The sequence below is a fragment of the Chitinophaga niastensis genome (genome assembly GCF_003014755.1).
Lineage (GTDB): Bacteria > Bacteroidota > Bacteroidia > Chitinophagales > Chitinophagaceae > Chitinophaga > Chitinophaga niastensis.
In genome coordinates, this window is sequence record NZ_PYAW01000003.1 from 470,569 (window position 1) to 489,115 (window position 18,547).

Annotated in this window: 17 protein-coding genes; 3 read left to right on the top strand and 14 right to left on the bottom strand. The window is 42.4% G+C overall.

Annotated elements, in window-relative coordinates; all coding sequences use genetic code 11:
• Positions 1-53: 53 nt before the first annotated feature.
• The 6 genes from CLV51_RS16505 to CLV51_RS16530 form a co-directional block, all read right to left on the bottom strand.
• Entirely contained in the window at positions 54-869 is an 816-nt protein-coding gene (locus CLV51_RS16505; RefSeq protein WP_106529160.1) for a helix-turn-helix domain-containing protein, read from the bottom strand.
• Positions 870-1,001: 132 nt separating this feature from the next.
• Positions 1,002-2,264 carry an MFS transporter gene (locus CLV51_RS16510; protein WP_106529161.1) on the bottom strand — a complete coding sequence of 421 codons (1,263 nt, stop codon included), beginning with the start codon at positions 2,262-2,264 and terminating at the stop codon, positions 1,002-1,004.
• Between the two features lie 40 nt (positions 2,265-2,304).
• The gene (locus CLV51_RS16515; RefSeq protein WP_106529162.1) at positions 2,305-2,532 is read right to left on the bottom strand and encodes a hypothetical protein; all 228 of its coding nucleotides are present in this window, start codon (positions 2,530-2,532) and stop codon (positions 2,305-2,307) included.
• Positions 2,533-2,573: 41 nt separating this feature from the next.
• Complete coding sequence (locus CLV51_RS16520; protein WP_106529163.1) at positions 2,574-3,164, bottom strand: TetR/AcrR family transcriptional regulator; 591 nt, start codon at positions 3,162-3,164, stop codon at positions 2,574-2,576.
• A 117-nt stretch (positions 3,165-3,281) separates the two neighbouring features.
• Entirely contained in the window at positions 3,282-3,944 is a 663-nt protein-coding gene (locus CLV51_RS16525) for a hypothetical protein (RefSeq protein ID WP_146151304.1), read from the bottom strand.
• Between the two features lie 49 nt (positions 3,945-3,993).
• Positions 3,994-4,761, bottom strand: coding sequence for a helix-turn-helix transcriptional regulator (locus tag CLV51_RS16530; protein WP_106529165.1), 768 nt, complete (start codon positions 4,759-4,761; stop codon positions 3,994-3,996).
• Between the two features lie 199 nt (positions 4,762-4,960).
• On the opposite strand from CLV51_RS16530, the gene CLV51_RS16535 reads away from it, so the two are divergent.
• The gene (locus tag CLV51_RS16535) at positions 4,961-6,658 is read left to right on the top strand and encodes a hypothetical protein (protein ID WP_106529166.1); all 1,698 of its coding nucleotides are present in this window, start codon (positions 4,961-4,963) and stop codon (positions 6,656-6,658) included.
• Here the strand turns inward: CLV51_RS16535 and CLV51_RS16540 are convergent.
• Together CLV51_RS16540 and nudK are read right to left on the bottom strand one after the other, a co-directional pair.
• Positions 6,648-6,839: a hypothetical protein gene (locus tag CLV51_RS16540; RefSeq protein ID WP_106529167.1), complete on the bottom strand. Its 192-nt coding sequence runs from the start codon at positions 6,837-6,839 to the stop codon at positions 6,648-6,650. The genes CLV51_RS16535 and CLV51_RS16540 overlap by 11 nt on opposite strands.
• Positions 6,840-6,942: 103 nt before the next feature.
• On the bottom strand, positions 6,943-7,518 hold the full coding sequence (nudK, locus tag CLV51_RS16545) for a GDP-mannose pyrophosphatase NudK (protein ID WP_106529168.1): 576 nt from the start codon (positions 7,516-7,518) through the stop codon (positions 6,943-6,945).
• A gap of 58 nt (positions 7,519-7,576) precedes the next feature.
• Between nudK and CLV51_RS16550 the strand changes: the two genes are divergently transcribed.
• Positions 7,577-8,326, top strand: coding sequence for a DeoR/GlpR family DNA-binding transcription regulator (locus tag CLV51_RS16550; protein ID WP_106529169.1), 750 nt, complete (start codon positions 7,577-7,579; stop codon positions 8,324-8,326).
• Between the two features lie 221 nt (positions 8,327-8,547).
• A complete protein-coding gene (locus tag CLV51_RS16555; protein WP_106529170.1) occupies positions 8,548-9,897 on the top strand; it encodes an outer membrane beta-barrel protein in 1,350 nt (449 codons plus the stop codon).
• 48 nt (positions 9,898-9,945) lie between these two features.
• On the opposite strand, the gene CLV51_RS16560 is transcribed toward CLV51_RS16555, so the two are convergent.
• The 6 genes from CLV51_RS16560 to CLV51_RS16585 form a co-directional block, all read right to left on the bottom strand.
• On the bottom strand, positions 9,946-11,094 hold the full coding sequence (locus tag CLV51_RS16560) for a FecR family protein (protein ID WP_158267043.1): 1,149 nt from the start codon (positions 11,092-11,094) through the stop codon (positions 9,946-9,948).
• 204 nt (positions 11,095-11,298) lie between these two features.
• Entirely contained in the window at positions 11,299-11,856 is a 558-nt protein-coding gene (locus CLV51_RS16565) for an RNA polymerase sigma factor (protein ID WP_106529172.1), read from the bottom strand.
• Between the two features lie 444 nt (positions 11,857-12,300).
• Positions 12,301-12,573 (bottom strand): hypothetical protein, encoded by a 273-nt coding sequence (locus CLV51_RS16570; RefSeq protein WP_106529173.1) that lies wholly within the window; start codon positions 12,571-12,573, stop codon positions 12,301-12,303.
• Positions 12,536-13,414 carry a hypothetical protein gene (locus CLV51_RS16575; RefSeq protein WP_106529174.1) on the bottom strand — a complete coding sequence of 293 codons (879 nt, stop codon included), beginning with the start codon at positions 13,412-13,414 and terminating at the stop codon, positions 12,536-12,538. Before CLV51_RS16575 ends, CLV51_RS16570 begins: the two co-directional genes overlap by 38 nt.
• A gap of 159 nt (positions 13,415-13,573) precedes the next feature.
• Positions 13,574-15,022: a SusD/RagB family nutrient-binding outer membrane lipoprotein gene (locus tag CLV51_RS16580; protein ID WP_106529175.1), complete on the bottom strand. Its 1,449-nt coding sequence runs from the start codon at positions 15,020-15,022 to the stop codon at positions 13,574-13,576.
• A gap of 18 nt (positions 15,023-15,040) precedes the next feature.
• Entirely contained in the window at positions 15,041-18,430 is a 3,390-nt protein-coding gene (locus CLV51_RS16585) for a SusC/RagA family TonB-linked outer membrane protein (protein ID WP_158267044.1), read from the bottom strand.
• Between the last annotated feature and the right edge of the window lie 117 nt (positions 18,431-18,547).

The window sequence follows — 18,547 nt, forward strand, 5'->3', positions numbered from 1 at the left end:
ACACAAAGCTATGATGGCAACCATTCCGGAAATAGAACAAAACCGACAGCCTGCTATTTTGTTATTAAAGAAAAATTAGTACCTGCTTCTTTGGATTGTTTCTGATACTGGAAGGGGGAAATCCCTGCAAACTCTTTAAATACACGGATATAATGAGATTGATCCGCATAATCATTTTCAAAAGCTATGTCAGACAGCTTGTTGTAATCGTTATTTCTCAACTGGTCTAAAGAACTCTGAAAGCGGCAAATTCTTGAAAATAATTTTGGCGAAATACCAACACATTGCTTAAACCTGCGCTCAAAGCTCCTTTCGGTAAGCTGTAAATTTTTTTGTAGTTCCTTCAAACCAATGTTACCTTTCGACTGTATAATTTGTGATAATGCGTATTGGGTTATTTCGTCGGTGGGTGCCTGATTTTTTTTAATCTGGATATATAAAAAAGAGGATATTATTTCAATCTGATCAGCAGTAGATGCAGCGGTCATCAGTTTTTCTGATAGCCGGAAAGATGGTGCCGCAGGCAGCAGGTTCAGATCTACACAGGTGTTGGTCAATTCATCTGCATTTAATCCGAAAATAGATTTTAAGGCATTCGGATAGCAACAGATGCCTATTGTGCTCACTTGCCCTATTAACTGAAGCGCTGTATACTTAGTAGTTTGTCCGTATAAAAGAATGTCCGGGAGTTGTTTATTATGCTGATAAAATGTACCTTCTTCTGACCGTTGAAACATAAGTCCCGGGCAACCATCTGCCATTGGTCCAAAGGTTTTGGGTAAATGATCCACGGAAGTACTCTCCAGCGTCCAGAAATACCGGATGTGGTTTTTAAGATAATCAGGTGGTGATAGTTCTTGGTATTTCATTTTTTAACAGCAGAAATTATTACCAAGATATAAATTTTTGCTGATTTGATAAAATCCGGAAGATTGTCTTGATCAGATAAAAGAAGGCTGCACCAAAAACAGGTACAGCCTTCTTTTATTATCTTGTAAAAACTATACTTCCACCGCCACACTCTCCTCCTTTGGCAATTGTTTCGCTGCTTTTGCTTTCACCAATGCACTTACCCTGTACACCATATAAATACAGGGAATGGTGATGCCTACAATCACCCAACCCACTGTATCGTAATGTTCCAGCGGACTAAATTTATCTTTCTGCACTACAATCATTCCTCCAATTGCAGCAGCAACACCACCGGCAATTTGTTGTAAGGAAGAATTGATACTCATAAATGCGCCACGGTCTTCCATATCAGGTATCCCTGTTGTGAGGGTGGTAGCAGGTACCATTCGTCCCATTATACCCACCATCATCAGCACGTTTAAGGCAATCACGATCCACAATGGCTGCGCTGTAAGATGTGTGTAAACAATCACAAAGACCAGCATATAAAGAGAGGAGAAAGTAAACAACAGGAATTTATCAAACCGGTCGCTTAACCTGCCCACTATTGGCATAATAAAAAGTGCGCCAACCCCGGATACCATAAATAAAAGTGGTAATTGTTGTGGGGTTACATGCAGATTATTAATGGCAAAGGCACTGCCAAAAGGCATCATCATAAAACCACCGATAGAAAGCAGCGCTGTAGTTGCAAAACCAATGCGGTAGTTCCTTTTCGCAATTGCATGCCATAAGTGTTTGAAAGCACTCTTGTCCCGCTGCATAGCCAGGTGTTGTGTGATCGGCTCCATGATGAGCATGATTAATGTTACCCCGGCGAGTGCAATACCAGCCACCAGGAAAAAGGGAGCTTCCCATCCCCAGGCATTTGCCAGGTACAGACCAATAGGAATTCCAAGTACCTGGCTGGCACCAAAACCCATTTGAATGAACCCCATTACGCGGCCACGTTGTTCTATCACAAAAAGATCGGTAATAATAGCCAGGGAGATAGAACCAATAACACCACCAAACAAACCTGTAATGATGCGGGCCGCTACCATGGTGACATAAGTATTCGCAAATCCACAACAGATAGTACCTGCAATAAAACCAACATAAAAGAATATGAGCAATTTTTTGCGGTCAAAACGATCCGCGAAGCCTGCAGTAAGCAGACCCGAAATACCAGCGCTGAAAGCATATGCAGATACAACCAGGCCAAATTGATTGGGTTTTATACTCATTGATTTCATCAGCATATCACCGAGCGGCGACATCACCATAAAATCAAGAATAACGGTAAACTGCGTCAATGCCAATAAAGCAATAATCAGTTTTTGATGAGAAGAAAAAGGGATCGTTTGTTTCATATAATAGCCGTGTTTATAGCATATAAAATTTTACCGTTGCTTAGTCTGTTAGCTCCGTACACTCATAATTATACCGGGCTACTATCGCTATCACATCGGCGGGCGACAAATGATAAGATACTACGCGCAGCACACAATCCACGTCCATCAGGTCTACTGTCCATTGCGCTATTAATGGATGCATATCCAGTACGGTGGCTATCTGTTGCCGGGCTGCTGTTGTGGCAATGTTCGTTTTGAAAATAAGTATGTGATTTAGCGTTTCCATATTTATAAGCAAGCGCTCATTTATTAACTTGAGAAAAAAAGCTATTTCTTTAATCCCTTTATTACACAGGCAAAAGTATCCTTCATCAATTTTTGCGAGAATACAAATTTACGGCCGCTAAGGCTCCTCCCCTCATTATGAAATTTTATCAGGGAATAAAGCGGCGCAAAAGCAATAGACCAATACACCTCTAATGACATTTTATCTATTTCTTTACGGTTCAGGGCATTTACTATAAAGTTCCCCATTGTCAGCTCAAACTCCTTAGAAATAGTTTCCAACATTTTCTCTTTATAGGTAGAGTTCCGCAATTGTTCAAAAAATGCGGCCGACAAGTGATTGTTCAGTGCAAATGCTGCCCGGTTCTTCCATTGTATCCAAAGCCCCTCTTCAAACGACATTTCAGGATCAAAACCTTTCAGCGTAGACCTGGTCATCTTTAACCCCTCTTCAATACTGATGCTGGTAAGCAGGTCCTCTTTATCTTTATAATAAATGTAAATAGTGGCCGGTGACACCCCCGCCGTTTTCGCTAATCTGTTTATACCAAAATTTTCCAGGCCATCGTTGGCTACCATCTCAATAGCCTTTTCACGGATCGCCTGAATTTTATTTTCATCTCTGTGCCTCATAGACTGCAAATATAAGTGAGCGTTTGCTCACTTAAAAATATTTCAGGATCTTTTTTTAAAAAACCCTGGAAATAGCAGACGGACCGGGACTTTATCTTACCGGCCCGTCTACTGTTCTTATTGTTGCGTAATCTTATCGAGGTAAATGACAAAAGAAGCTTTTGTCTGCACATCCTTTGCACCACAAATAACGGAAGAAAACATAGGAGAACGACCGCTATGCAAATAAGCATCCTGCTGGCAGGCCATCGAAGGCTCAGGGGAAACTTTGGCAGCATTTACATGAAAACTGCCTGTCAGTCGCAGGTAATTGGCGGTATCCTTTATTTCTGTTAAGGTCAGATACGCTTTACTATTTTTCCCATCCGGATCGGTATCAAAATACTGGAAATAACTGATCCCCGAATATACTTCATCCGCATTCTTACTCCTTATAGACGCACCGCCGGCAAGCGCGATCTCGCCCACCTGCTCCACACCGGTTTGCAGCTGTAACGATAACACACCAGTAGAAACGGAAGTTAAGGTGCCTGCTGCATCTGTAATCCCGCCGGATAATACAAACGTTTCCAATCCTGTTTTGGTGAATTTCAAGTATCCTATCCCTACATCCTCTCCTGTTACGGTATAGCTTTTATTGAAGTCGCCGCTAACGTTTACCATCATTTTATTTAGTGGCTTATCCTTACCGTCCGCATTATTGGTATCCGTATTATTCTTTTTACTACAGCCCATTGCCAACAAAACTAAGCTGGCAAGCATCGTGTTCCTGTATATCATGATTAAAATCTTAGGGCACAAAAATATTATATTCTAATCATTTATCGATTTACCACCAGGTAGTAGATTGGAAGAAAACCTGCGGAGTTTTACCTGTAAAGGCTTTGAAGTCTTTTATAAAATGAGCCTGGTCAAAGTACCCGGCTGCATGCGCGGCATCCGTAAGATTGGCCACCTGCGGATACATTTCTATCAGGTTCCTTAATCTCACAATAGTAGTAAACTGCTTGGGAGACGTACCTATCACCCGCCTGAACCTTTTTTCAAAAGCATCCTGGCTTGTATATAACCCTGCTGCCAGCTCTTTTATCCTGATGGCTCCATGAGCTGCTTTAATCTGCTGTATGGCACTACCTATAAGTTTATCCGGTGGCTGTATTTTTAACTCCGACAGCAGGAAGCGTTCAATAACGGCAATCCTTTGCCCGTTATTCTTTGCCTCACATAACTGTTCTTCAATGATATTTAATTTATGAAGATGGATGAGATGATCGAGTGATAGATTGATTTCGAATAATTCATGCAATGGCTCCTTAAAAAATGCCGCTGCACCTCCTTCATTAAACACCACCAGCAGATTGCCGGTGTGCTTTGCATAATCCAGTAAACGGAATGATTTCCTGAGCCCCGTAATACCCGATACCGGCAAATTTACCCCCTGCTGCACATTAGATACACTTCCCTTATACCTGAAAGCCATTACTATAGCCGTATCTGGCAGCGTATAGCTCTCTATCTTATCATCACTTTCAATAACCATGAAAGTTTTAATATATGGTTTAAGTACATCAGTAGGAAAGTAGCGCTGCATGTTCATCTGGAAGAAAAATAATTACAAAATAAAGGTAGGAATTTCCAACGGAGATTAAACTACCATTAGAATTACCTGCACACTACCTGAAATAAAAGCATAGTCCTTAATTTTGGCCCAGTCTGCAAGGATTATGTCCACTGGCTCACAGGAAACCTTTCGATTCGAGATTTATATCCTAAAAAATCATTTCACTACTACATAGATGAAAGTAACTAAATTAATGGTGACCCTCACAATGGTGATCCTGGCTGCTGCCCGCGTTTCCGGTCAATCTGATTACATCAGCTTAGGCAACAAACAATATCAGTTGCTTGACCGATTAGATATCCGCTCACAGCACGATACCTTACTGGGCTTCACTACCGTTAAACCATACGACCGTAGAAAAATGACAGAACGGGTAGCCTGGATTGACTCCATGGATAGGGCCGGCAGTTTGCCTTTCGTCATAACCCCAACGGATAGATATAATATCCGGCACCTGTTAATGGATAACTGGGAATGGGCCCCTCAATACACCGATTCATTTAATGTGAAACCCATTTTCAATACCTTTTATAAAACACCAGCCAACCTCTACGCAGTAAACACCAGGGATTTCAAACTGGTGATCAACCCATTACTGAACCTCCAGTATGGCCATACCAATGATGGCACAGGTAGCATATTTGTAAACACCAGGGGGGTTATACTCAGAGGAAATATTGCCAATAAACTGGGCTTTTACACCATATTAACCGACAACCAGGAACGGGACCCCGCTTATGTAAGATACTTTGTAACAAAGTATGATGCAGTACCTGGTGCAGGGTTTTATAAACACTATCAGAAAACCGGGTACGATTATTTTGATGCCAGAGGAGGCATCTCCTTTAACGCAGCTAAATATTTCGACTTTCAGTTTGCCTATGATAAACTTTTTATTGGCAATGGTTTCCGTAGCCTGTTCCTCAGCGATTTCAGCAGCAATTACCTGTATCTCAGGATGACTACCCGCATCTGGAAATTTGATTATGAAAATATTTTTGCACAAACCATTGCCCCCTTCGTACCTTATGATGTAGGTGGTCCACGTACCATAAGACCACAGAATTATATGATGATCCATCATTTAAGTCTGCAGGTGGCACATTGGCTAAACCTGGGATTTTATGAAAATATTATGGAAGATGGTAAGCATGGACTTCAACTGAGCTACCTCAACCCTGTTATTTTCTATCGCTCTGTTGAACAACAATTAGGGGCTGCGGGTAAGGCCAATGTAGGCTTCGACTTTAAAGCCAATGTTGCTAAACAGTTGCAGTTCTACGGTCAGCTCCTGATTAATGAATTTGTTACGAAAGAAGTATTCCACTACAGCCGTGGTAACTTTGCCAACAAACAAGGCCTGCAACTCGGAATAAAATATATAGATGCCTTTACCATAAAAAACCTGGACCTACAACTGGAAACAAACCTTATTCGTCCCTACACCTATACCAATTATGACAGTACCACTAACCTTACCAATTACAATCAACCACTGGCACACCCACTGGGCGCCAATCTCAAAGAATTTATAGGAATAGCCAGGTATCAGCCCTTGCATAAATTATATCTCACCGGAAAACTGATGTATAGTAAGCAGGGACTGGATTCAGCGGGACTTAATTTCGGCTCCGATGTATTTAAGAGCTATAATACCCGGCCACGTGACTATGGCTTTTTTATAGGAACAGGTACACCAGTTACCAGCGCTACAGCTGCCCTGAGTGCTTCCTATGAAATATTTGAAAATATGTTCATCGACTTAAATACTACTTACCGAACCTACAATGTGCAGAACCAGCCTAAATCAAATACTTTCTTTTATACAATAGGATTCAGGCTGAATCTCCAACCGAGGGAATTTAATTTTTAAACGGTGGTAATATAGCCGGGGCTTTATTCCATTCATCATTATAATACAACGCATTTTTAATAATGACGTCTTTGGAATTGTTGAGTTTTATCACCTCATCATTATCCTTAGCACGCACTATTTTAATTCTTACTGCCTGTATCGGCCAGCGGACTGCTCCCTTTGTCAAGAATATGCACATCTGTAAATACTACATTTTTGATGTACCCGGTGCTTATAAAATAGAGGAGAAATAGTTAGATAGTTGCTGCAAGAAACTGCATAACTATCCCTCCAAACACCTATCATTGAAAAATATTAAGCGCGGCATATTGCAATAGCATGATTGTCTTTCCATCTTTTATTTCACCTGTCTTAATCATCTCCAACGCCTTTGTAAACGGGAGCTCCAGCACTTCTATGTTCTCATTTTCGGCGGCTAATCCACCTCCTTCATATAATTTCATTTCTTTTGAATAAGCAGCTACAAAAAAATACAGGATTTCTGTTACTGATCCTGGCGACATATACGCCTCAAATACTTTTTCTACAGCTGTTACACTATAACCGGTTTCTTCGGCCGTTTCCCTTCTTATGCATTCTTCCGGATTATCTTTATCCAGCAAACCAGCACAACACTCAATCAGGAAGCCACTCTGGTTGCCATTAATATAGGTGGGCATGCGAAACTGTCGTGTTAATATCACCGATCTGTTTTCTTTGTTATACAGGAGAATAGTAGCGCCATTACCCCTGTCGTATGCTTCCCGCTCCTGCCTTACAACAGCGCCATCTTTATCCGTTACCTCGTACGTTATTTTTTTAAGGGTATACCAATTATCCGACAGTATAGTTGTTTCCAATATGTTTATTGCTTCCATATTAAAATGATCATTTTTGATCGTTTTTGATTATTTTTGATCAATATAGATATTTAAAATGAATTCTCAACTAAGAAAACAGAAAATTCTGGCGCAACTGGCAGCGGCCGGAGAAGTAGATACCAAAATGCTGGCACAGGAATTCAACACCTCTGAAATAACTATCCGGAGAGACCTGCATCAACTGGCAGATGATGGCATGCTTTGTCGTACCCACGGCGGCGCTATTAAAATCACACCACTGGAAATGCCGCATAACTTCAGCAACAAAGCTGCTGTAAACCAGGTGGCAAAAGATAATATTTGCCGCAAGGCGGCAGCACAAATAAAAGAAGGTGATATTATCTTTATGGATTGCGGCAGCACTGTTTTCCGGATGTGTCAATTCATTAAAAACAAAAGGATCAAAGTCATTACCAACTCCATTCCTGTGCTATACGAACTGCAAAACAGCCAGGTATCCCTCAATATTATTGGTGGCGAATTTGACTCCGAAAGACAAGCCATACACGGCAAAATGGCTGAAGAACATATCCGTAGCTACCATGCTACCAAAGCTTTCATAGGAGTAGATGGGATCTCATCACACGGATTATTTGCCCATAGTGAAAAGGAAGCAGCAATTGCATTAGCATTGGCTACACAAAGTGATTACACCTACCTTTTATGTGATGCAGGTAAGATCGGCAAAGCGTCTTATATGAAATTTGCAGATGTAGATCTGGTGAATGCTATTATTACCAATGCGGATAAGGAGGAATTGAAGTTTTGTAAGAAAAAGGGCGTGAAAATTATAAGCACAGAATAATCTCTTTTAAATTAACCATTGGCCGGATATTATACTAATTATCAACCGCTTCATTTTGACAATATCGTCCCATTTTAACAGGGTAGCAAAAGTTTTCAGTTAGTGTAATCTACACACTAACCAATTGGCATTTAGCCGATTATCTTTTATTCTTATTTTATTTCCCGCAGGGCACAACTTTAGTATTGACATAGGTGCTTCTAAAATAAATATAAATAAGAATGAAAAGAGCATTACCTACGTCACTTATACTGACACTTGCCATCTCCTTTGGCTATGCACAACAGGACTCAACCAAACAACATATCATGCCCGTAGTAGATGGTTCTAATGGCAGATGCCTGCCTTCACCGCTTGCCTCCCCTCCTTTTCCCGGGTCAGAATGGGATGGCGCACCCATTATAGGGGCCCCGGCTGAAGCGCCTGATTACCCGCTGCAAAAAGCGCTGGGATTAGCCAAACAAAAGAGTCGCATAAAAATATACGGTTGGGTGGGTATAGGAGGTAATTTCAGTACTTCCCGCAACTCTAATGCACCTACCTCCTACAATATAGTTCCCAACAGTATTGTACTTGATCAGATTATTCTCCGGGTGGAGCGCCAGCCTAATACGGTTCAAACGGATCATGTAGACTGGGGCTTTTTAGTAGACAATATTTATGGCACCGATTACAGATATACTATCGCCAAAGGTATTGTAAGCGATCAGCTACTGAAATCAAATCACCTGTACGGTTACGACCCTACGCAGGTATATGGCTTGTTGTACATTCCCAAAGTGGCGCAGGGATTACTGATTAAAGTCGGTCGCTTTATTTCACCTTCAGACATTGAAGCACAATGGGCGCCAGACAACTACATGTACTCCCACTCCCTGATGTTCACAGTTGATCCTTATACTTTTACAGGCGCGCAAGCTACCCTTCGGATCAATCAGTATTGGCAGGTGGAATTAGGAGTGCATGCCGGTAACGATGTAGCGCCATGGAGCAATTCAGCGAATGTGAATGGTCTTGCTATGGTTCGTTGGGTATCTAAGAACAATAACAATTCTATTTATGCCGGTATTAACTCATTAGGCAATGGTAAATACACAAATGAACATGATAACCTGCAAATGGTGGTGAGTACCTGGGGACACCGCTTTAGTAGCAAAGTGCACATGATGACAGAGCTGTATTACATCTGGCAAAAAGATGCGGCAATGGGAGGAACACCTATCTATGGTCCGGGGAAACCGTACTATATGGGAACAGGTATCGGTACTATTGTTCCGGGAATATCCGCTGCTGTTGGGGCTGTGAATTACTTTCAGATACAATTATCTGCTGAAAAAGATTACATCTCTGTCCGCAATGATTTTTTGAATGATCCACAGGGCAACAGAACAGGCTTTGCTACAGCGTATTCCAGTCACACTATTGGCTGGGTGCATCACTTTAATAATCTGATAAGAATTCGTCCGGAAGTCAGATATGAGCGAGCCTATGATAAAGGTGCTACACCGTATGATAATGGTACAAAGAAAGACCAGGTAACGGGTGCGATGGATCTTATTGTAAGATTTTGATCCTGAAATAACTAAAGGGATGTGCTGTACGGCAGAATGACGTTATGATCATTTAAAGTGTAGCACATCCTTATCAAAATAGTAATCTATTTTCGTTGTCTTTTTCAGATTGCCGAGAAAAGCCGTAATAGGCCGGTTCCTGTTCAGCATACCCGTAAATTGCTCCTTTCCTATAGTAGGATTGTCCATTACCACTTCTATACCAAACCATCTTGGCAATACGGCTGTAATCTCTTCCAGTGTTGCCTGGTTAAAATAATACCTGCCAAGACGCCAGGCAAGCACTTTGTCGGCGTCGAATGACTGTAGCTCAATGTCATTACCGCCATTATACACCGCTTCCATTCCTGGCTTGAGGGACACTTTTTTCCCGGAGGATGCTTTAAAATTTACGGCTCCCTGTACCAGGGATACTTTGACTATTCCACTATCGTAAGAGTTGATATTAAACTCCGTTCCCAATACCTGTACAGTTCCCTGCGGTGTATGCACCAGGAAAGGTTTTGCTGCATCCTGTGCCACTTTCATATAGCCTTCCCCGTTAATAGTGATTTCCCGGGTTTTGCCATTAAATGCAAATGGGAATTGAAGGCTGGTGGCTGAGTTCATCCATACCTCGGTACCATCGGCAAGTTCTACATGGTAATCCATACCAATAGGTACCGTTAAGCTATTCAGGCTTACACTTTCTTCTTTTTTGGTGGTGTTGGCTGCTGAGAAGCTTAATGTTTTATTCACATTACTCAGGCTAACATCGGCAACGCGGATACTGTCCTGGCGCTGCGTAAGGTTTATTACCTGCCCGTTGGCGAGTTTTAATTCAATTACTTTTTTATCTTTTGGAGCAGCGGGTGCAGCTGCAGCTATCGATTGATCCGTTTTGTGGTTAATAAGGTAGAAAGCTCCGAGACCGATGATGACAAGAACAGAAGCAGCCACTGCCAGCTTGCGAATGAGCAGTGTCCTTACATTATTACGTTGAGGCAGACTCGCGATTAAAGTAGGGTCCATCCAGTCCAGCTCCTTGTAGTGGTCAAGTTTCTCTTTGGGAAACTGTCCGCTAAGGCGCTCCCATTCCCGCTTAACGGCTTCATCTTCCCGGATGAGCTGCTCAAGGTAAAGCGATTCCTCCTCGGTGATAAGCCCGGCAAGTTTAGATATAATCAGCGATTGTATATAGTTTGAAGATTCTTTCAAAATAATCATTTTTATCTTTTTTATGCCCATCAATCAAATATTGCTGCCTGGGCATCCAGACACCCGATTGTCACCTGAAAAGCGTGGCATTGCTTTAGGTGACCGCACTACAGGTTGACAGGCAGTACTTGATGAAGCCTCCTGAAGGTTGCTATATGATCTCTATTTATTATAATACACATCTGAAGGGATAAAAGTACTATGTTATAGGATGGGATTAAAATAATGCCGCAATATTTTAACTGCTTTACTGATCTGATTTTTAACGGTCTGAATGGTCGTCTCCATCTCAGCAGCTATTTCCTTATGCGTTTTCTGGTCATAATACCTCAGCCTGAATGCCTTCGCAGACATAGGAGGCACCTTGCGCAACAAAGCAGTATCCAGTCGGAAATAGAGCTCTTTTGTCTCAAAAGGATCTTTTGGAAATTGTGGTTCATCAGGGATCACCCGTGAGAATTTTTTGTCCCGTGCAATTTTGTTCAGACAGCGGTTGCGTATACTCGCGTACATATAGTTTCTCAGCGTACTGGAACCATCCTTGTTATGGAAAGACGAATTAACATTCAGGAACAATTGCTTTTGCCAGAAATCAAGGAAAAACTCCTGTAGCACATCTTGCGCTTCGTTTTCATCCTTTAGCATATCCTCAGCCAGTATCATGAGGAATTGACGGTATTTGGTGTACACAACTGTAAACACTTCAGTATTACCGCTTTTAAGCTGTTCGAGCAGATTAGGTTCTTGGTTGTCTTGTCGCATTCTTTATTCCGCTTTATGAACCAGTAGTGGGTACCTAAACAAAAACGCATACAATAAACTGCATTGTATAGAGGATATATGCGGATTTAAACACGGTCTCAGGTGTTAATGGCGACAAATAAAACAATGGCAAATCTCCCACATGACCGGGATGAAAAACACTCCCCCTTTTAATGCATTCTTCCGTCAACGTTTAAGTCCCAATAAGGGCCCGATTATTTTTTATTATTAACTTAAAATTAACCTTATTAGTCCAATTCCGGGCCCGTAAAACTGTTAATGCCTCGTTAAGCAGAAAAAAAAGAGGGTATGATTAAACGAAAAAAGCCATCAAAATCGTGCTCTATTTATCTTTTCAAAAACGGATAATGATTCATTTAAAAAATGAAACATATATGCGTTCCGGTTATACTAAAATATATTATTGCTCTACCAGGCCCCCCTCTAATGAAAATACCGCCGCAGCACCTGTGCCGGCGTAAGCATACCCGTAGTCTTATTCAAAGAATCCAGCTTTGATTGCTCCAGCTTCGCCATCGGGATAGTCCCTGTTTCCAGCATCCGCTTCATCACCGGCATTTTAGCTGCCGGCAATGTATCCCGCAGGTACTTCTCCATCATCAGATTGGCAATGGGATTTGTAGATGACCAGCCATTAAAACGGATAAATAAATAAGTGCTATTTCCCTGCCTTTTTATACGCGCCGGTACTGCCATCCCAGCTGTATTGTGCGGTTTCTTTTTTTGATGTAAAAATAGTATCTCCTTTCTTATCCGTTTTATCTGTACTCTCTTCTTCTTCCATATTCATAATGATCATATCCGGTTTACCATTTTTTTCTGCCGGAAAAACAAAATTCTCCTCATGATGATAAGCGCCCGCATCTCCCACATTCATTCTGCCAGGTAATGGTACCAGCCTCGCATCGTTGGTCCAGGCATAATAAAAGAAGTTATCCGGAACGCCACAGGCCTGTCCGCCAAAATTCACCACAACGATATTTTGTACATTGCTGAGTCCCAATCCACTCATTACTTTTCCACCGGTAAAATTAGCCGCTTCATCATCATCTATTTTCCATTGTACAGTGCCCATCAGCTTCCCTCCGGAAACAACCTTCAGCTTTATAATAAACTTATGAAATACAGTTGTTTCACCATTCTCCCTAACGGTAGTGTCTACACGCCGGTCCATAGCATAAACAAACTTTGTGTCGCCTCTGCGCATAGGCTCAAATGAGAGCAGCCCACGCCATATAAAGCCTTCTTTTTCAAGACCATTCTTTTTATATTTAATCTGTACCCACGGGGCGGTAATACCCTTAAGTGTAAAAGACTGTTCCGTAATGGTGGCGACTGTAACATCATCGCCGGCAAACAAGGTATCAGCGGGCGTCTGCTTAGTGTCCGTACTTACCCGTACATAAGCGGTATCAGCAAAGATATAACGACTGTCACCAGGGTTCAAACTCCAAATGGTGTATACTTCCTGCGCAAAAGTGACACTTGCAAAACAGCAGGACAGGCATAGCAGGATAACAAATTTCATAGTATGCATGAGATAGATGTATATAATAAGATGCGAAAGTATATCTTCTTAAAATAATTACCAGCATAAAACTATCGGCACTACTTATCCTGATCATTCACTAAAAGAAGAGAGGCTATCTTCATAAAAGAAGATAACCCCTCTGTTGGCAATGGTTATAAACACCTTCTACTTTTTATCCCACCAGATCCTGCTGCTCAGGTCATCTATTCCACCCAAGCGCTGTACTGCTTCATCATAGTTCTTTTTATTCAGCAATGCTTCCCTGGAAGGATAGCCGTGCCTGCGTGGTATTTGCCCATCGCGGGTTTGTGCATTGGCCGGTGGCGTTAGTTTAGGGAAACCAGTTCTTCTCCACTCATGCCATGCTTCCCAGCCATTAAGAAACAGGCCAACCCATTTCTGCGTTAAGATCTGCTCCACTCCTTTTGCCGGATCGTATTTTACACCCGGTGTGGTAACGCAGGTATTATAATCAGCATCGTTATATACACCAAACTGCTGCATAGAAGCCTTGATACCAGCCAGGTAGTAGGTTTCCACATCTGCATCTGTACCGGGTATCCAGCTCAGTTTCACCGCTTCAGCAAAAGAAAACTGCACCTGCGCTGCGGTATAAAAATATACCGGCGATTCAGGTTTGCGCATCCCTGCACCCAACAAAGACGCAGTAGAAAAATCGGTATTGATCACACCATAAGGTTGTCCTTTATAAGTACCATTACCCGCTTTGTCGGCAAACTTCGGCAAACGGGGATCTTTGTTAGCCAGCATCATATCTACCAACGTGTTGGATAACGCATAAGGGTTGTTATCCACCCGCCAGCTGAAGGACCAATAGTTTTCATTATTCTGATCGGATGGCAGATAGTTATACATCACATTGTCTTTGTTATCGAGGATAACACCATCAGCCATGGCAGCATTAAATTCTGTTTTACCTTTGGCGGGATCTATTTTTGATAACCGCAAAGCCATAACCAGGCGCAATGTGCCTGCAAATATTTTCCATTTGGCAGGATTGCCGCTGAACAAAATATCACCTTTTACATTTACACCACCATCAAATTGTGCGGCGGCTTCTTTCAGCTCTTTAAACAGATCATTATAAATATCCTGTTGTTTGTCGTACGCAGGTGTAAGATTATTGTTGCCCTTTAACGCATCAAAATAAGGAATATCTCCCCAGCGATCAGTCATATGCAAAAAGTAATAAGCCCGGAGAATCCGTGCAATGGCCAGCTGGTTGGCATTGGAGCCAAAAGGCAGTGCTTCCGCTTTTTTCACAGGGTCCATATTTGCGGTGATCACTACCTGTAAATCGTTTAAGGCGCCCTGGTAGTAACCAAAATCCCAGTTGCCTTTTACGTATACCCCTTCCCGTTGGTAAGTCATTTCCGATAAATGTTGCGCATACAAAGGTGCTTCCCGGATAGGAGCACCGTTGCTACCCCCTACTGTAGCGGCCATGTCCCGGATGATATTGGTAAGCAGGTAACCCGTGTATGGTTTTTTGGGCATATTCGGATTTGTGTTGATATCGCCGAAATTTCCGGGCTTACATCCGTATAATGTCAATACCAGCAGTAGTGTATATGTTATATATCGTATGTTCATGATTAATTTTTTTATGGCCTACAATACCAGTTTCAGGTTAAAACCAATGGTGCGGGTGGCAGGCACCTGTCCTCTTTCTTCCCAGAAGCTTTCCAGTTCAGATGTATCAATACCTTTCAATGCGGTGTAAATCAACCAGGGGTTTTGCGCATACAAGGCTACATTCAAACTGGTAAAACCGGCTCTTTTATACCATGGCTTCATGGCAAAAGTATAGCCCAGTCTCAGCTCCCGCAGTTTTACATAACTCGCATCAAAAATAAAAGGTGGCGCTACTTTATTAAACAGGTAGGTCCAGTAGTAAGTACGGGCCTCTACATATCCGGTGAAAGGTGTGCCATCGGCCAGTACCCCATCCGGCTTGATGCCGCCTCCTTGTGCTACCGGCAGCCGCCAGTCGTTTCCTTTATCATTGGTACCTACTGTAGATGGATCAAGGCCGGTACCCAGCAGGAACATTTTGGTGAGCGACAAAAATTTACCACCCACCTGGTAGTCGATAGCGAAAGAGAAATCAAAGTTTTTATAAACGATGGTACTTCCTAATCCACCGGTAAATTTAGGCAGAATAGAACCCAGCGGCTGATTTTCGTTGGTGAGATAAGCACCGTTGGTATTTACAATAGGTTTGCCGTTAGATGCACTGGCAATAGGTTTGCCATTCGCATCTTTGGCCTGATAATACTGGAAAGTAGGCCCTACCAGTAATCCCCACTCGGCTCCTTTTCTGTGATCCAGTTCTAAACGCAACCCGTTTTCACGGCCGGCAGCCAGGTAATTGTCCATGTTGGCGGCCAGGTCTATCACTTTGGATTTGTTGGTGCCCGCATTTACATACACATCCCAGGTAATAACTTTATTACGTATAGGCGTAGCAGTGATAGCAATATCTACTCCTTTGCTCTGGATCTCTCCGAGGTTCGTTAGATAACTGCTGTAGCCATTGGTTTCAGAAATCTGCAGTTCCGTCACCTGTTTGGTATTTTTATTTTTGTAGATGCTCACGTCTACCCCTATACGATTATTAAGCAGCTTCAGGGCAAGGCCCCCTTCTATGCTGGTACTAAGGGAAGGAGACAAACGGGGATCCACCAATTTATCAGGTACATTGATAGCCGGAGAGCTGCCATAGGGGTTTTGCAGGTTGTAGCCGGTATTGATGGCGTAAATACCAGCATCCGATCCTGCCTGTGCCACGCCCAGTCTTACTTTACCAAAGCTCAGCCAATTGCTGTGCGGCAGCAGTTCTGTAAAAATAAAACTGGTAGAAACAGAAGGATAGAAATAATAATTTTTAGCGACAGGTAAAGTAGATGACCAGTCGTTACGCCCCGTGAGATCTACATACAACAAACGTTTATATCCCAGCGAAACTTTTCCGTATACACTCCTTACTTCCTGCTCCTGGTAATCGTTAAAAGCATTGGGCCTTTGGTTGGAAGCAGTGATAGCATAGAGGTTCGGGATACTCAATCCTCCTACAGTATTGGCTTCGTTGCGGGTAAATTTAAAATGACGGATGTTACCACCTGCCAATGCATCGATAGACAGATCATGAATTTGTTTGTTGTAATTCAATGTCATCTCGTAGTTAAACTCCCTTGGTAAAGACGAACCCGATTTATACATATCCTGCTTTACTGTACCAGATGCAACCCTGTCGTCATAATCATCTACCATAATATCTGCTCTTATCAACGATTGTAATTTCAGATTCGGCAATATTTTATAATTGAATCCGGTGTTACCGAATATCCTGAAATTGGAATAGCGGCGATAGCTCTCATAGTAAACACTGTAGGGATTATCACGCTTGCGGGGCCGCAAGGCTGATGCCGAATCGTTTCCGTTTGGACCAACAATATTCCAGGTGCGGTAAGTACCATCCGGTGTTTTGTAGGGCCATAATCTTTTCATATCCACAGAGCGTTGAAACTCCTGGTTAAACTGCGCCATAATACTACGCTGATTGGAGTTACCACCATCAAAAGGTTCGGCTATCTGTTTGGTACTTACTACATTGATATCTGCAAAAACAGTGAACTTATCCGTCACATCAAAGTTGCCGGCGAAGTCAATAAAATTACGTTTACGGTTGGCATTGGGATAAATAAGATCTCTGTATTGATTGGCATAGGACAAACGATAAGATGCTTTCTCAGAGCCGCCGGAGAAGGCTACACTATTATTCAGGTTAATACCTGTACGAAAAAAGTCACGCACATTATTAGGATGCGATACAAACGGCGTTTGTTTTCCAAAGTCTTCCCCCGGATACCAGCTAAACCATTCCCGTACCATGGTGCCATCCATTTTAGGACCCCAGCTCTGGTCCATATAATACTGCACCATTTTCTGTCCATCAAAATTCTTCCAGTCGGCCGGATGTTTATTGGGATCAAAATGAAATACATCAAAGTTCATGTTATCACCGGCACCATAAATATTCTGATACGCAGGGATCACCGACAACCGTTCAAAGGCAGTACCGGAGTTAACTTCCACCCGCATCTTTTGATTTCTTTGTCCTGTTTTGGACGTCAGCAGCACAGCACCTGCGGCAGCGCGTATACCATACAATGCAGTGGCAGCGGCCCCTTTCAGCACAGAAATAGATTCAATATTATCGAGATTGATATCTGTATGAGAGATGATGGTACCATCCAATACATAGATCGGGGAACCACCGCTCAAACTATTGGCACCACGTAAACGCAGTCCGGCATCACGAAAGGTAGAACTGGGCGCCCCTACTAACTGTGCGCCGGCTATCTTTCCGGCCAATGCGGTTTTAAGATCGGTGAACTTACTATTGTCTACCTGTTCTCCCCCTATTTTTTGAATAGCGTAACCCAACGAACGTTCTTCGCGCTTAATGCCCAGCGCAGTTACTACTACTTCTCCCAGTTTCTGCAGATCGCCTTCCATGGTCACATTCAGGGTACCTTCGTCTTCTACAGCCTGCTCCTGCTTTTTTAAGCCAGTGATACTGAATACCAGGATAGCAGGAAGACTTTTTAGTTTGATAGCATAGCGGCCATTTTCATCTGAAATAGCACCGTTGGTAGTGCCTTTTTCAAGCACTGTTACGCCAGGTAAGGGACCGGATTTATCACTTACAATACCGGTAGTTTTTTTACCTTGTCTGGAAGAAGGGCCGTCATTGCCGGCTCCGGGCAGAATAACGATCACGCCGGATTGTTCATTAATAACCGACCGGGTGTTTTTTAATACTCCATTTAATACTTCCCGCAATGTTTTGTTTTCATACACCTGTCTGCTGATAGCAAAGTTTTTCAGCTGGTTGGCATTATAAGCGAAATTCAGCCCGGTTAATTTTTCTATCTCTTTAACAGCATCCAGTGCATTCCCTGCATTGATAGTGATGCCGGGAATTTTCTTATCCAATTGGGGGCTTGTTTGCCCTAAAGCAGGAAGGCTGACCACAAAGGGTAGCAGGTATAAAAATAAGCGGACTACTTTTGCCTTAAATAATTGGCAAATAGGTATCCTTTTTCTAATTTT